General features: G+C 71.4%; 3 protein-coding genes and 1 tRNA gene. All 4 read left to right on the plus strand.

Going from position 1 to position 15,963, the window contains the following annotated elements:
* Positions 1–4: 4 nt before the first annotated feature.
* The 4 genes from ACFYTQ_RS05985 (at position 5) to ACFYTQ_RS06000 (ending at position 15,963) form a co-directional block, all read left to right on the plus strand.
* Positions 5–89: transfer RNA gene (locus ACFYTQ_RS05985), tRNA-Arg, on the plus strand.
* Between the two features lie 41 nt (positions 90–130).
* Positions 131–1,072, plus strand: a complete 942-nt coding sequence (locus tag ACFYTQ_RS05990; protein ID WP_387357522.1) for a diacylglycerol/lipid kinase family protein — start codon at positions 131–133, stop codon at positions 1,070–1,072.
* 3 nt (positions 1,073–1,075) lie between these two features.
* On the plus strand, positions 1,076–2,587 hold the full coding sequence (locus ACFYTQ_RS05995) for a flavin-containing monooxygenase (RefSeq protein WP_387357523.1): 1,512 nt from the start codon (positions 1,076–1,078) through the stop codon (positions 2,585–2,587).
* Entirely contained in the window at positions 2,584–15,963 is a 13,380-nt protein-coding gene (locus tag ACFYTQ_RS06000) for an SDR family NAD(P)-dependent oxidoreductase (RefSeq protein WP_387357524.1), read from the plus strand. Before ACFYTQ_RS05995 ends, ACFYTQ_RS06000 begins: the two co-directional genes overlap by 4 nt.

The raw sequence follows: 15,963 nt of genomic DNA on the forward strand, positions 1-15,963 counted from the left end.
TCAGGGAGGGGTACCCAAAGTGGCCGATCGGGAGTCGACTCGTTCGACTGGGCTGCACGCCCACGCAGGTTCGAATCCTGCCCCCTCCGCAATCCGCCCCGGGGCCGCGCCGACCGCGCGGCGGACCCGGGTGGCCGCGATCACCAACGCGCTCGCGGGCGGCAACCCCGCCGACATCGTCGCGGTTCTCCGCGAGCAGGACGACGTTGAGCTCGACGTATCGGTCACCCGATCCGCCGGCGACGCCGAGATCCTGGCTCGCGAGATCGCCGCGACCGCTGCCGCGGACATCATCGTGGCGATCGGCGGAGACGGCACCGCGGGCGAGGTGGCCCGCGGAATGTACGGGGCCGCACCGTCTTCGGCGGATACGCGTCCCGCGTTGCTCATCGCCCCCGGCGGCACCGGAAACTCCAACTACCGCTGCCTGTGGGACGACGAGCCGTGGCCGCGGGTCGTCCGCGACGTCTTCGTCACCGGCGAGCACCTGCGCAAACACCTGGACCTGGCGCTGATCACGAGCCTGGGCACGCCCGCGCTGCTCGGCATCTCCGCGGGCCTGCTGCCCGAGGCGCTCACGATCTCGCACACGCTGCGGTCGGACGGCCGGGAGAAGCTGGCGGAGGCGGCACTGCTGGCACTCCAGTCCTACCGGGCCTACCCGGGCCGGGTGGTCGTCGATGGAGAACTCCTCGCGGAGACGGACATTCTCGCGGTGCTCATCGGCGGAAGCAGGTACAGGGGTGGATTCCTCGAACTGCTGCCCCGATCCGTCCTCGACGACGGGCTGCTCGACGTCTGCGTCGTGAGCGCCGCCATGTCGCGGGAGGAGTTCGCGACCTCGTGCCTCAACGGCACCCTGGACACCGCCGCGGGCAGCAGCTACCGCACCGGAAAGACCGTGCGCATCGAGCGCACCGACGGACACCCGCTGACCATCGACCACGACGGCGAACTGGCCGCGGGCGACGCGGCGTCGGTCGAGGTGGCGGTATTGCCCTCGGCCATCGACGTTCTCGCGTCCGCGCGCACCCGGATCTGGTCGGAGCAGCGAATCGAAGCGATCGGATGAGAGATGAGCACTGATACCAGTCACGCGGATCGAGTGAATGTCCTGATCGTCGGGGCCGGGCTCTCGGGGATCTGCGTCGCCCTGCGTCTGCTGAAGGCGGGCATCACCGACTTCCGGATCCTCGAGAAGGCCCCGGGCCCCGGCGGGGTGTGGCGGTACAACACCTACCCCGGCAGCGCGTGCGACGTGAAGGCGTACACGTACTCGTTCTCCTTCGCGCTCAATCGGGACTGGACGCAGATGTACGCCACACAGCAGGAGATTCTGGCGTACGCGGAGGGCCTCTACCGCGAGCACGGCCTCTACTCCAAGTCGATCTTCGACACCGAGGTGCGCAGCTACGACTACGACGATGCCGAAGCCACCTGGACGGTGACCGCCGCCCACACGACCTACATCGCCGACATCCTGGTCGACGCGACCGGCGTGCTGCACCGACCGAAGGTGCCCCACATCGCCGGGCGATCACGATTCACCGGCGCCGCGTTCCATTCCGCGGAGTGGGACCACTCGGTGGATCTGCGCGGCAAGCGGGTCGCGGTGATCGGTACCGGCGCCAGCGCCGTCCAGATCCTGCCGGAGATCGCGAAATACGCCGCGCACGTAAACGTCTTCCAGCGCACCCCACAGTGGGTGCTGCCGCGCGCGAACCGCCCGCTGTCGTCCGCGGAGCGCTTCCTCTACCGCTGGTTCCCCACCACGCAGAGAATCCAGCGTTACCTCAACTACTGGATCCACGAACTGGTCGTCGTCGCGTTCTTCCACCCACCGCTGATGGCGGTGTTCGGGGCGGTATCGAAACGCTTTCTCGCACGGCAGGTCTCCGATCCGCGGCTGCGCGCCGCGCTCACACCGGACTACCGCCCGGGCTGCAAGCGCTTCCTGATCACCAGCGAGTTCTACCCTGCCCTGCAACGGCCCAATGTCCGGCTGGTGACCGACCACATCAGCGAATTCGTCGAATCGGGCCTGCGCACGGCCGACGGCACCGTGCACGAACTCGATGCGGTGGTCTATTGCACGGGCTTCCGCACCGACGAGCGCGTCGCCCTGCACCATGTCGCGGGCCGCAACGGCGCACTGCTCTCCGAAGTCTGGCGTGACGGAATGGAAGCACATCTGGGCACCGGCGTCACCGGCTTCCCGAACTTCTTCCTCATGATGGGACCCAACTCGGGGAGCGGCCACCAGTCGATCCTGTTCGCCATCGAGGTGCAGGCGAGCTACATCGTCAAATGCATCCAGCACATGCGCCGCAAGGGCTGGCAGCGGATCGAGGTCGATCCGGGCGCGCAGCGGACCTTCAACGAGTTCGTCGGATCGCGGTTGTCGGGATCGGTGTGGAACAGCGGCGGATGCACCAGCTGGTTCCTCGACGAGGCGGGCAGGAACCGTCAGGTGTGGCCGGGCTGGAGCGTCGCCTACTGGTGGCGTCTGCGCCGGCCCGTGGACAAGCATTTCGTGGCGGCCCCCCGGCAGAGCCCGACGGCCGATCTGCTGGGGAGTGAACGATGACGACCGACCCGACCTACCTCGACATCCTGCTGGAACGCTGCGAGACGCACGCCGAGGAGGTCGTCTACCGTTTCCTGCGCACCGGCGACGCGGACGGCCCGGTCGACGCCCTGACCTACCACGAGCTCGGCGAGCGGGTGCGCGCCATCGCGTCCCACCTCCAGGAACACGGCTACCGAGGGAAGCGGGCACTGCTGGTCTACGCCCCCGGCCTGGAGTTCATCGAGAGCTTCCTCGGCTGTGTCGCGGCCGGGGTCGTCGCGGTGCCGGTGCCGCTGCCGTACTCCACCGATTTCCAGCGCGCGATGCGACGGCTCGGGCAGGTCGTGCGGGACGCGGACGTCTCGGTCGTGCTCACCGCCCGCAACGTGCTCGACCTGTTGCGTTCGGCGGGAAGCGCCTTCGCCGATCTGGGGTCGCGCGACCCGGCGATCGCGACCGACGACATCTCGACCGAACTGTCGACCGAGTGGCGCAGGCCCGACCTCTCGCCCGACTCCGTGCTCTTTCTGCAATACACCTCCGGCTCGACCTCGGCGCCGAAGGGTGTGATCGTCACCCACGGCAACCTGCTGCACAACCAGGCGTCCATCGGCGTGGCGATGGGACACGACGATCGAGGCAACAGCACGACCGCGGTGAGCTGGCTGCCGATGTATCACGACATGGGACTCATCGGTCCCGTGCTGGGGACGATCTACTCGCGCGGCACCGCGGTGCTGCTCTCGCCGTTGCACTTCGTTCAGCGCCCCGAACGCTGGGTCGAGGCGATCTCCCGTTTCCGGGCGACCAACAGCGGCGGCCCGAACTTCGCCTACGAGATCACGGCCCGGCGCGCGACTCCCGACCTGATCGACCGGCTCGATCTGTCGAGCTGGCGCGTCGCGTTCTGCGGCGCCGAACCGGTCCGGGCCGCGACGGTGCGCCGGTTCGGCGAGACCTTCGCCCGGTCCGGGTTCCGGCGCACGGCTTTCCAGCCCGTCTACGGTCTCGCCGAAGCCACGCTGATCGTCAGCGCCGCCCCGCTCGGAACCGAACCGACGATCGCGACCGTTCCCGCCCCGCCCGGCGCGGGCGTCAGTCCCGAGATCGTCGGCGCGGGCCGCCCGGTCCCGGGCACCACGGTGGTGATCGCCGACCCGGCGACGGGCGCGGCCCGCGACGACGGGCGGGAGGGCGAGATCTGGGTGTCCGGCGGGTCGGTCTCACCCGGCTATGTCGCCGGCCCGGCCGCCGACGCCGGCGTGTTCGGATCGACCCTGGCCGACGGCCGGACCGGCTTCCTGCGCACCGGCGATCTCGGCCTGTTCCGCGACGGGGAACTGTTCGTCACCGGACGACTCAAGGATCTGCTGATCGTCGACGGCCGGAATCTGCATCCGCAGGATCTGGAACAGTCGGTGGAGTCGGCGCACGACACCGTTCGCCCCGGCGGGGTCGCGGCGTTCTCGGTGGACGTGGGTGAGACCGAGGGCGTCGTCATCGTCGCCGAGGTCCGCACCGCGGATCCGGAGGCGCTCGAGTCGGCCATTCGCGCTGTGCGGCAACGGGTCTCGACCGACCACGCCGTACGCCCGCACGACATCGTGCTGGTCGCCGCGCGGTCGATCTTCAAGACCAGCAGCGGCAAGATCCAGCGACAGGCGTGCCGCAGCGCGTATCTCGACGGGACGCTGCCCGATGTGCTTGCGGCGGAGGGTGATTCGATGCCGACGCGGGACGAGGGCACACCGGCGCGGCGGCCCCCGGCCCCGCGGCCTTCTGCGGGCGCGGCCGAGTTGGAGGCCCTGCTGCGGGACATCGTGGTGACGCACTGCGGTCTGGCCGAATCCGAGGTCGCGCCGGATCGACCGCTGGCCGAACTGGGGCTGGGTTCGCGCAGCCTCGTCGAACTCGTCGGGGTCGTGTCCGAGCGGCTCGGCCGGCCCCTGGATCCGGGTCTGATCTTCGAGCATCCGACCATCCGGTCACTGGCCGGCGCCCTGGTGGGCGACCGTCCCGAATCCGCCGATCCCGTCGCCCCGCGCGGATCCGACGAGCCGATCGCCGTGCTCTCGATGGCGTGCCGCTTTCCCGGCGATGTCGAGACTCCGGAGCAGTTCTGGCAGTTGCTGGCCGAGGGGCGCGATGTCGTCGGCGAGGTCCCGCCCGACCGCTGGGAGGACGCGCCGGAGGGCGTGCGCGGAGGCTTCCTGTCCGACGTCAAGACCTTCGACGCCGCGTTCTTCGGCATCAGTCCGCGCGAGGCCGAGTCGATGGACCCGCATCAGCGGCTGCTGCTGCACCTCGCGTGGGAGACGATGGAACGCGCGGGCATCGTGCCGAAGGATCTGGAGGGCACCCGGACCGGCGTCTACATCGGGATGTTCGGCGGCCAGTATCTCGCCGGTCTCAAACTCGACCGGCTCGACGGCTACGTCGCCACCGGCACCGCCACCAGCGTCGCCTCCGGGCGTCTCGCCTACACCTTCGGCTTCCACGGCCCGGCCCTCACCGTGGACACGGCATGTTCCTCCGCGCTGGTCGCGCTGCATCTGGCCGTGCAGGCGCTGCGGCGCGGCGAATGCGACGCGGCGCTGGTCGGCAGCGCGACTCTGCTCCTGACGCCGGGCGCCCATGTCGAATTCGGCAGACTGGGCGTGCTCTCCCCGACCGGGCGATGCGCTCCCTTCGCCGCCGACGCCGATGGCGCGGTGTGGTCCGAGGGCAGCGGCATGATCCTGCTCGAGCGTCTCGACGACGCCGTACGCGATGGCCACCCGATCCTGGCGGTGATCCGCGGGTCGGCGGTCAACCAGGACGGACGCAGCCAGGGACTGAGCGCGCCGAACGGTCGCGCGCAGGACGAGGTGATCGCCGCGGCTCTGCGGGACGCCGGACTCGACCGTTCGGACGTGGACTACGTCGAGGCGCACGGCACCGCGACCACGCTGGGCGACCGCGTCGAGGCCCGATCACTGGACCGCGTCTTCGGTGGCCGCGCTCGCGAGATCCCCCCACTGCGCATCGGCTCGGTGAAGTCCAATATCGGCCACACCCAGGCGTCGGCGGGCATGGCGGGACTGATCAAGTCGATTCTCGCGCTGCGCCACGACACCATTCCCGCGTCGATGCACGCCGAACGGCCCGCCGACGACCTCGACCGCGCCGGCGTCGAACTGGTCGCGGCCGCACGGCCGTGGCAGCCGGTTCCGCATCGCGCGCGGACGGCCGGTGTCTCGGCGTTCGGGATATCGGGCACGAATGCCCATGTGGTGCTTCAGGAATCACCCGTCACCGCCGATCTCGCGGCGGCGGAGGATCTCGCCCCGGCGCATCTGCCCATCCCGTTGTCGGCGCGGAGCGCTCGGTCGCTGCGCGCGTACGCGGCGAAGCTGCGTGACCATCTGACGGAGCGGCCCGATCTGGACATCCGGGACATCGCGACCACGCTCGCGTCACACCGCGCCCAGCACGGCGAGCGCGCCGTCGTCATCGCCCGGGACCGGGCCGAACTCCTCGGCGGTCTCGCCGCGCTGGCCGACTCCGGCACGGCCGGCCACCTCGCGCGCGCCTCCGATGTGCGCGCCGCGTCCGGGCGGATCGCCTTCGTCTTCCCCGGGCAGGGGAGTCAGTGGTTCGGCATGGCGCGTGACATGTACGAGCGGTCCGAGGTCTTCCGGCACGAATTCGACCGGTGTGACGACGCCTTTCGCCGATACCTCGATTGGTCGGTCGCCGACCGGCTCGCCGCCGGCGAGGACGGGGACCGGATCCAGCGCGACGAGGTCGTGCAACCACTGCTGTTCTCGGTCATGGTCTCCCTCGCCGCGGTATGGCGACACCACGGGATCCATCCCGACGCCGTCATCGGACATTCCCAGGGTGAGATCGCTGCGGCGTACGTGGCGGGCGTGCTGACCCTGTCCGACGCGGCGTGCGTCGTCGCGCACCGGTCGTCCGCGTTGTCGCTGGTCGCCGACGACGGGCGGATGCTGCTGGTCGGCGCGCCGCTCGACGACATCGAGCCGAGGATCGAGGAGGTCGGCGCCGACCGGGTCTCGATCGCCGCGGTCAACAGCGCGCGGTCGATCGTGTTGTCCGGTGCCGCCGACGCGTTGGCGGAGCTGGCGGCCCGATTCGATCGCGACGGCGTCTTCGTCCGGATGTTGCCGGTGCGCTACGCCTCGCACTCCCGGTTCATGGATCCGCTCGACGATGTGCTCCGACGCGCCCTGGGCGATCTCCGTCCCGGCGCGGGAGACGCCGGGATCACCTGGTATTCGACGGTTTCCGGGGAACCGATGGCCGGTGAGGACGCCGACGCCGGCTATTGGTTCCGCAATATCCGCGCCACGGTCCGATTCGCGGCCGCCGCCGAACGGATGGTCGCGGACGGTGTCCGCTGCTTCGTCGAGGTCGGTCCGCATCCGGTGCTGTCGGCGGATCTCGAATCCCTCGGGGACGCACTCGATTCCGCGCTCGTGGTCCGGCACTCCCTGCGGCGCGACGAGGACGGGCCGCGCTGCATGGCGGAGGCTCTGGCGGGTCTGCACCTGGCCGGGATCTCCGTCGACTGGACGCGGGCGCTTCCCCGCGGCCGTCGCGTCGACCTGCCGACCTACGCGTTCGATGGCAGGCGGTACTGGCTGGCGGCCCGCGGCGAATCATCGGTGCGCAGACATGGATTGGGCGTCTCCCGCCATCCGCTGCTCGGTGTCGTGATCCCGCAGCCGTCCGGCGGCGTGGTGCTGGCGGGCCGAGTCTCGGTCGCGGACCAGCCGTGGCTGGCGGACCACGCCCTCGCGGGCGTCGTGCTGGTCCCCGGCGCGGGACTGGTGGAAATGGCGTTGCGCGCGGGCGCGGAGGTGGAATGCTCCGCGATTCGCGAGATCGTCCTGCGGGCTCCGATGATCGTGCCGGACGGTGCCGCGTTGCACGTGCGGGTCGAGGTGAGCGAGCCGCGTGCCGACGGCGGCCGCGAGGCGACGATCCATTCCCGTCGTGAGGACCACCCCGGGCAGTGGATCTGCCACGCGCGCGCCGAACTGAGCCCCGGCGCCGACGTCCGTCCGGCGGCGACGCCGGAACCCTGGCCGCCCGCCGGGGCGACCGCCGTCGACGTGGACGAGTTCTATCGGCAGCTCGCCGTCCGCGGGTACGAGTACGGCCCGGCGCTGCGCCGGGTGCTGCGCCTCTGGCGCTCGGGCGAGCGCGTGTACTCCGAGGTGGGGCTCGACGAATCGACCCGCGGGGCCGAGGATTACCTCCTGCATCCCACCCTCCTCGACGCCGTCGTCCAGACCGTCGGCGCCACCGGTCTCGAGACCGCCGACGGCATGGTGCCGCTGCCTTTCGCCTGGACCGGCGTCTCGGTCGCCCCCGCCGAATCGACGACCTGGCGCGCCGAGCTGACACCGAACGGGTCCGGCGAGTACCGGATTCGTCTCGCCGACACCGAGGGTCGCGAGTTCGCGGTCATCGACGCGCTGCGGCTACGGGACGCCGCACTGGACGACCTCGCGCGCATCGCCGACACCGCTCGACAGTCGCTCTACTCCCTCGAGTGGGATCCGATCCCCGCGCCGCCCGACACCGGCCGGATCGCGTGGGCGGAGATCGCGAGCTCCGAGGACGTCTCGTCCATCGGCGACGAGCAGCCCGTTCTGATCCTGCGGCACGCGAGCGTGACCGACGACGGCACATGGCCGGACCGGCTGCGGGCGGAAACGATGCGCGCCGCCGACTGTGTGCGAGCCTGGCTGGCTCGCGAATCCGCCCGGCGGCTCGTCGTCGTGACCTGCCGGGCGACCGCCGCCGGCGCGCGAGACGACGTGGACGATCTCCTGCACGCGCCGCTGTGGGGGCTGTTGCGCTCCGCGCAGAACGAGCATCCCGGCCGGATCGCCCTGGTGGACATCGACGACGCGGCCGCGCTGGACCGGGCGATCGTCGCGGCCACCACCTCGACGGCCGCGCAGCTCGCGATCCGGCGCGACCGCGTTCTGACGCCGCGTCTGACGGCCGAGAACTCCCGGCCGATCACCGGGGCGGAGCGAGTGCTCGACGCCGAGTGGGAGCTGACGATCGGCGATCGCGGCACCCTGGACGGGGAGAATTTCGTCGCGCACTCCCGGTCCGACGCGCGAACGGCGTTGCGGCCGGGGCAGGTTCGCGTCGCGGTCCGGGCCACGGGCGTGAACTTCCGCGACGTCGTCACGACACTGGGCATGGTGAGCGACCGGGCGGCGCTGATCGGCAGCGAGGGCGCGGGCGTCGTCGTCGAGGTGGCCGAGGACGTGGACCGGTTCGCCGTCGGTGATCGCGTGCTGGGCGTGATCCCGGCCGTCGGATCGACCGCGGTCACCGATCATCGCCTGCTCGCCCCCGTCCCCGAATCCTGGTCCTTCGCGCAGGCGGCGAGCGTCCCGGTGGCGTTCCTGACGGCCTGGTACGCGCTGGTCCGGCTCGCGCGCCTCCGGCCCGGTCAGAAGGTGTTGGTGCATGCGGCGTCGGGCGGTGTCGGCATGGCGGCCGTGCAGATCGGGCAGCTGCTTGGCGCCGAGGTCTTCGCCACCGCGAGCACCGGGAAATGGGCGGCGGTGCGGGAGTTGGGGCTGACCGACGACCGGATCGCCGATTCGCGCACACTCGACTTCGAGGCGAAGTTCTCCCGCGATACCGACGGTCGAGCCATGGATGTCGTCCTCGGATCCCTGTCGGGCGAATTCGTCGACGCCTCACTGCGTCTCGTGTCCCCGGGCGGGCTCTACCTCGAGATGGGCAAGACCGACATCCGGGAATCCGTCGCGGGCTACACCGCCTTCACTCTCGGCGCGGTCGAGCCCGCCGTGATCGCGGAGATGCTGGCCGACCTCATGGCTCGCTTCGCGGCGGGCGAGCTGCGCGCGATCCCGACCGTCGCCACCGACGTCCGGCAAATCCCCGCGGTCTTCCGCGACATGAGTCAGGCCAGGCACATCGGCAAGAACGTCCTCACGATTCCCGTACCGCTCGACCGGACCGGCACGGCCCTGATCGTCGGGGGCACCGGGCAGATCGGCAGACTGCTCGCCCGGCATCTGGCCACCCGCTACGGGCTGCGCCACATCCTGCTGGTGAGCCGTTCCGGCGGCGACGCGGCGGGGGCGGATTCGCTCCGGACCGAACTCGCGGAACTCGGTGCGACGGTGGACATTCGGCGCTGCGACGCCGAAGACCGGGAGCAACTGGCCGCGGTGATCGCGAGTGTGCCTGCCGAACATCCGCTGACCGCCGTCGTCCACGCGGCGGGCGCGCTCGACGACGTCACCTTCGACGCCCTGCGACCACAGCATCTCGACGCGGTCTTCGGGTCGAAGGTCGACGTCGCCTGGAATCTCCACGAACTGACCGCCGACCTCGACCTCGCCCTGTTCGTCGTGTTCTCCTCGGTCGCGGGCCGATTCGGCGCGCCGGGACAGGCCAACTACGCGGCCGCGAACGCGTTCGTCGACGCGCTGATCCAGTACCGGACCGCCCGTGGTCTGCCGGGCACCGCCATCGCCTGGGGACTCTGGGCGCTGGACGGGGGGATGACCGGACATCTCACCGCGGCGGACCGGGCGCGCCTACGCCGCGCCGGGATCGTCGCCCTGTCCGCGGACGAGGGGCTGGACCTGTTCGACGCCGCCGTGTCCACGGCCCGTCCCGCGCCGATCGCGGCGCGCCTCGACATCCAGCACGCGACGGCTTCCACCGCCGTCCGGCCGCCCGCGGATCGACCCGAGACATCCGGGGCGGGCGCGCCGTCGAGCGGCGAGCTGGCCCGGGCACTGTCGGGATCGGACGCCGCGGCGCGCCGGGCGGCCGTTCTCGCCGTCGTGACGGCCCAGGCCGCGGCGACACTCGGCTATCGGGCTAGCGACGAGGTCCGGGTGACCAGTACCTTCCGGGATCTGGGATTCGACTCGCTCAGCGCGGTGGACTTCCGCAACCGGCTCCAGAACGCCACCGGCGTCCGGCTCCCCGTCGCCGTCGTCTTCGACTATCCGACCCCGGAGGCGCTCGCCGAATACCTCTACGAGGCGCTGGCTCCCGAGTCCGCCTCGCCCACGACCGCCGCCCCGCCCGCGACGGCCGCCCTCGACTCCGATCTTGTCGCGATCGTGGGAGTGGGCTGCCGATTCCCGGGTGGGGTGAGTTCGCCGGAGGAATTCTGGGAGGTGCTCGCGGGGGAGCGGGACGTGATCTCGGAATTCCCCGCCGACCGCGGCTGGGACGTGGCGGCCGTTTTCGATCCGGTGCCCGGCACACCCGGTCGTTCCTATGTGCGGGAAGGCGGATTCGTCGACGGCGCGGGCGATTTCGACGCGGGATTCTTCGGGATCAGTCCGCGCGAGGCGCTGGCGATGGATCCGCAGCAGCGATTGCTGCTCGAGGTGTCGTGGGAGGCGCTGGAATCGGCGGGCATCGATCCGCGGTCGCTGAAGGGCACCGACACGGGCGTCTACACGGGGGTGCTCGGAACGAGCAACTACTCGGCGGACGCCACCGCGCCCACGCCCGATATGGATGGATATCGACTGACGGGCAACACGATCAGCGTGGTGTCCGGCCGGGTGGCCTACGCGCTCGGGTTGGAAGGTCCCGCCGTGTCCGTGGACACCGCCTGCTCCTCATCGCTGGTGGCGTTGCATCTCGGCGCGCAGGGGCTGCGTTCGGGTGAGTGCTCGCTGGCGTTGGTGGGTGGTGTGACCGTGATGGCGACCCCGTCCGGGTTCGTGGAGTTCTCCCAGCTGCGCGGGCTGGCGGCGGACGCCCGCTGCAAGGCGTTCGGTGACGACGCGGACGGTTTCGTGCCGTCGGAAGGGGCGGGCGTCCTCGTGGTCGAGCGATTGTCGGACGCACTGCGGCTGGGCCACAGGGTGTGGGGGGTGGTGCGGGGTTCGGCGGTGAATCAGGACGGCGCGAGCAACGGGCTGTCGGCGCCCAGTGGCGTGGCGCAGCAGCGGGTGATCCGGGCCGCGCTGGCGAAGGCCGGGGTGACTCCGCAGGACGTGGACGCCGTCGAGGCGCACGGCACCGGTACCCGGCTGGGCGACCCCATCGAGGTGCATGCCTTGCAGGCCACCTATGGCCGGGACCGTTCGGAGCCGTTGTGGCTGGGGTCGGTGAAGTCGAACATGGGGCATGCGTCCGCCGCTGCCGGCGTGGCCGGCGTCATCAAGATGCTGATGGCCCTGCGGCACGCGACCCTGCCCGCGACGCTGCACGCGGACCGGCCGTCGACGCAGGTCGAATGGCCGGGTGGCGGAGTGGAGATACTGACGTCGAGCCGCCCGTGGCCGCGCGCGGCCGGGCGGGTGCGGCGCGCCGGCGTGTCGAGCTTCGGGATCAGCGGCACCAACGCGCATGTGATCGTGGAGGAGGCGCCGGACGAACTCCCCCGGAAATCGGCCGCCACCGGGCCGGTGGCGGTGCTGGGCGCGGTGCCCTGGGTGGTGTCCGGCCGCAGCGCGAATGTCGTTGCGCGGCAAGCGGAACGCTGGGCGGCGCTGCTCGCGGCCGACCCCGGCCCGGGTCCGGCCGATGTCGGCGCGGCCGCGGCGGCGCGGGCGGTGTTCGAGCACCGGGCGGTCGTGGTGGGTGCGGACCACGCGGCGCTGACGGCGGGCCTGCGCGCGGTCGCCGCGGGCGGCCGCGCCGACGGCGTCGTCTCCGGCCGTGCGGACGTGGTGGGCAAGACGGTCTTCGTGTTCCCCGGCCAAGGATCGCAATGGGCGCGGATGGGGGTGGAGCTGCTGGATTCCTCGCCGGTGTTCGCCGATTATCTGGGCCGGTGCGAGCAGGTACTCGCGGGGCTGGTCGAGTGGCGGCTGACCGACGTGCTGCGGGGCGTGGCGGGTGCGCCCGGGCTGGATCGCGTCGATGTCGTTCAGCCGGCGTTGTTCTCGGTGCTGGTGTCGCTGGCACGGGTGTGGGAATCGCTGGGCGTGGCGGCGGACGGAGTGATCGGGCACTCGCAGGGCGAGATCGCCGCCGCGCATATCGCGGGCGCGCTGTCCCTGGACGACGCCCTCCGGATCGTCACCCATCGCAGCGGCGCCATCGTCCGCATCGCGGGGCAGGGCGCCATGGCCACCGTCGCCCTCGCGGCCGAGATCGTCCGGGACAGAATCGCCGAACGCGGCGACGACATCGAGATCGCCGCCACGAACAGCCCGGTCTCCACCGTGATCGCGGGCCCTGTCGAGGCCGTCACCGCCCTGGTCGCCGACTACGAGGCGGCCGGGGTGCGGGCACGCGTCATCCCCGTCGACTACGCGTCGCACTCCCGCTCGGTGGAGAGCCTGCGCGACGAACTGAATGCCCTGTCCGACATCGAGTTTCACGCGTCCGCGATTCCGTTCTATTCCTCGACCACCGGCGACTCGATCGACACGGCAGATCTCGATGAGCGGTACTGGTACCGGAATCTGCGGGAGACCGTGCGTTTCGACGCCGCCGTCCGAGCCGCGTTCGCCGACGGCGCGCGCTACTTCGTGGAGGTCGGTCCGCACCCGGTCCTGACCGTCGCGCTGGAGGAAACCTTCGACGCCATGGGAGAGCGGGAATCCGTCCACATCGCGGAGACCCTGCGCCGCGACGACGGCGGCGGCGCGCGCATGCTGCTGTCCGCGGCGGGCGTGTTCTGCGCCGGCGGGTCTGTCGACTGGTCGCGCTGTTTCGCCGGCGCGGACGCGCGACCGGTGGACCTGCCGACGTATGCCTTCGAGCGCCAACGGTATTGGCTGGCGGCGCGCGGCACGGCGTCGGTCCGCGGACACGGTCTCGACGCGGCCGACCATCCCCTGGTGAGCGCGGTGCTCGCGCATCCCAGCGGTGGCGGCGTCACACTGTCCGGCCGGATCTCCCTCGCGGAGCAGCCGTGGCTGGCCGACCACACCGTCGCCGGCGCCGCGCTGCTGCCCGGGACGGCGCTGCTCGAGCTGGCGCTGCGCGCGGGCGCGGAGGTCGGATGCCCGGCGGTGCGGGAGCTGATCCTGCGAACGCCGATGGTGATCCCGGACCGGGCGGCCCTGCGGCTACAAGTGGTCGTCGAAGGTGACGGCGGTGACCGGAGCGCGTCCATCTATTCGCGGCGCGAGGGCGACGAGGGCGATTGGGTCCTGCACGCACGGGCCGAACTGGCTGCGGCCGTGGACATTCCGGCCCCCGCCGAACCGGACACCTGGCCGCCGCGCGGCGCGGAACCGGTGGACGTCGACGAGCTCTACGCTCAACTGTCCGCCCGGGGCATCGAGTACGGTCCGGCGTTCCGCCGAGTGCTCGGGGTGTGGCGGCGAGGCGAGCAGGTGTACGCCGAGATCGGCGCCGAATCGGGCGCGGCGGTGGGCGGCTACGAGCTGGATCCGGTGCTGCTGGACGCCGTCGTCCAGACCATCGGGGCGACCGGCTTCCAGGTCCCGCCGGGTTCGATCCCGCAACCGTTCGCCTGGGAAGGCGTCTCCGCGCGCCCGGCCGCTGCCGCGGTCTGGCGAGCCACCGTGAACCCGAGGGGGACAAGCGAATTCGACATCCGGATCGCCGACGGCGACGGCGACGGGTTCGCCACGATCACCGCGCTCCGGCTGCACACCGCCTCCCTGGAGAGCCTCGCGCGTGCCACCGGCGCGTCCGAACGGCTGCTGCACATCCTCGAGTGGGAACCGCTCGGGCGTCCCGCGCCCGGGCCGGGGACCGGATTCGATCTCGTGCGCATCGACGCGGCGACCGGTTACGCGCCGCACCTGTTCGACGGCGACGCCGCGCGGGCGACGATCGTGGAGATCGCGATCGACGCGGACCTCGGCGTCGATCTGGTGCACACCCTCGCCGAGAGCGTCCTGACCACCATCCGGACCTGGTCCGCCGAGCGGCGATTGACGATCCTCACCCGTGGCGCCGTCCTGGTGCCCGGGGACGAGACGATCGATCCGGCCGCCGCCGCCGTGTGGGGTCTCGTCCGTGCCGCGCAGAACGAAAGTCCGGGCCGATTCGTCCTGCTCGACACCGACGGCTCCCTCGACCTCGCCGACATCGCGCGATACGCCGAACCGCTGATCGCGGTCCGGCGCGGCAGGGTCCACGTCCCCCGGATCGAGCGGATCGACCTACCGCGCTCGCCCCTGCCCTGGGGCGACGATCGGGGCACCGTGCTGATCGTCGGCGGCACGGGCGGCCTCGGCGAGGTGGTGGCGCGGCATCTGGTCGTGGAACACGGTGTGCGCCACCTGATCCTGGCGAGTCGCTCGGGCCCGGCCGCACCGGGCGCCGACCAGCTCGCGGCCGAGCTGCGCGCGAGCGGTGCGGAGGTGCGCATCGTGGCCTGTGACGCCGCGAACCGCGACAACCTCGCCCGGCTGATCGACGGTATACCCGCCGAGACCCCGCTGACCGCGGTCCTCAGCGCCGCGGGACAGGTCGCGGACGGCACGATCGACACCCTCTCGCCCGAGCGACTCCACACCGTGCTGCGCGCGAAGATCGACGTCGCCTGGAATCTCCACACGGTGACCGAGGGCTTGGATCTGAGGGCGTTCGTCCTGTTCTCCTCGGCCGCGGGGACATTGGGCTCGCCCGGGCAGGCGAACTACGCCGCGGCGAACGCGTTTCTCGACGCCTTCGCGCAGTTCCGGCGGCACCGCGGCCTGCCGGGGCTCTCGGTGGCCTGGGGAATCTGGGCGCAGGAGACCGGTGGTATGGCGGGCCGTCTCACCGGCGCGGACATCTCCCGGATCGACCGCAGCGGGCTGTCGCAGCTGCCGCGCGAGGTCGGGCTGGACATCCTGGATCGGGTGGCCGGATCGGATCGGCCGTTCCTGCTGGCCGCCTCCCTCGACGCCGACCGCCTCGTGCGGGTGACCGATACGCCCGGCCTGTTCGACCGGCTGGTGCGGCGCGACCGTCGTGCCGTCGCGCCGAGCACGCCGACACGCTCCGATCTGCTGGATCGGCTCACCACCATGGATCTCCAGCATCAGCAGGACGCCCTGCTCGCCGAGATCCAGACCCACGCCGCGGAAATCCTCGGATACGAGAGCCGGCTCGCCGTCGTGCCGGACACGGCCTTCAAGGACATCGGATTCGACTCGCTGACCGCGGTCGAGTTCCGTAATCGTCTGCAAGCCGTCGTCGACCTCCGCCTGCCCGTCTCGACGATCTTCGACCATCCGAGCCCGCGGCGGCTGGCTCGGCACGTGGTGAGTGTGCTGCGCGACCGGGATCCCGACAGATACGGACGCGACGAGGAGACGCCGCGGGAGTCCGGCGGCGGGACCGGCGCGGTTCCCGCGAGCGGGACGCCGGCGGTGAGCGCCGAGGAGATCGCCGACATGGACCTGGACGCTCTGATCAACCTGGCCGAACGGGGATAG

It is taken from the genome of Nocardia sp. NPDC004068 (genome assembly GCF_042874315.1).
GTDB lineage: Bacteria > Actinomycetota > Actinomycetes > Mycobacteriales > Mycobacteriaceae > Nocardia.

Coding starts and splice junctions, on each gene's coding strand:
- ACFYTQ_RS05995 (WP_387357523.1), top strand. CDS start 1,076: ATGAGCACTGATACCAGTCACGCGGATCGAGTGAATGTCCTGATCGTC.
- ACFYTQ_RS06000 (WP_387357524.1), top strand. CDS start 2,584: ATGACGACCGACCCGACCTACCTCGACATCCTGCTGGAACGCTGCGAG.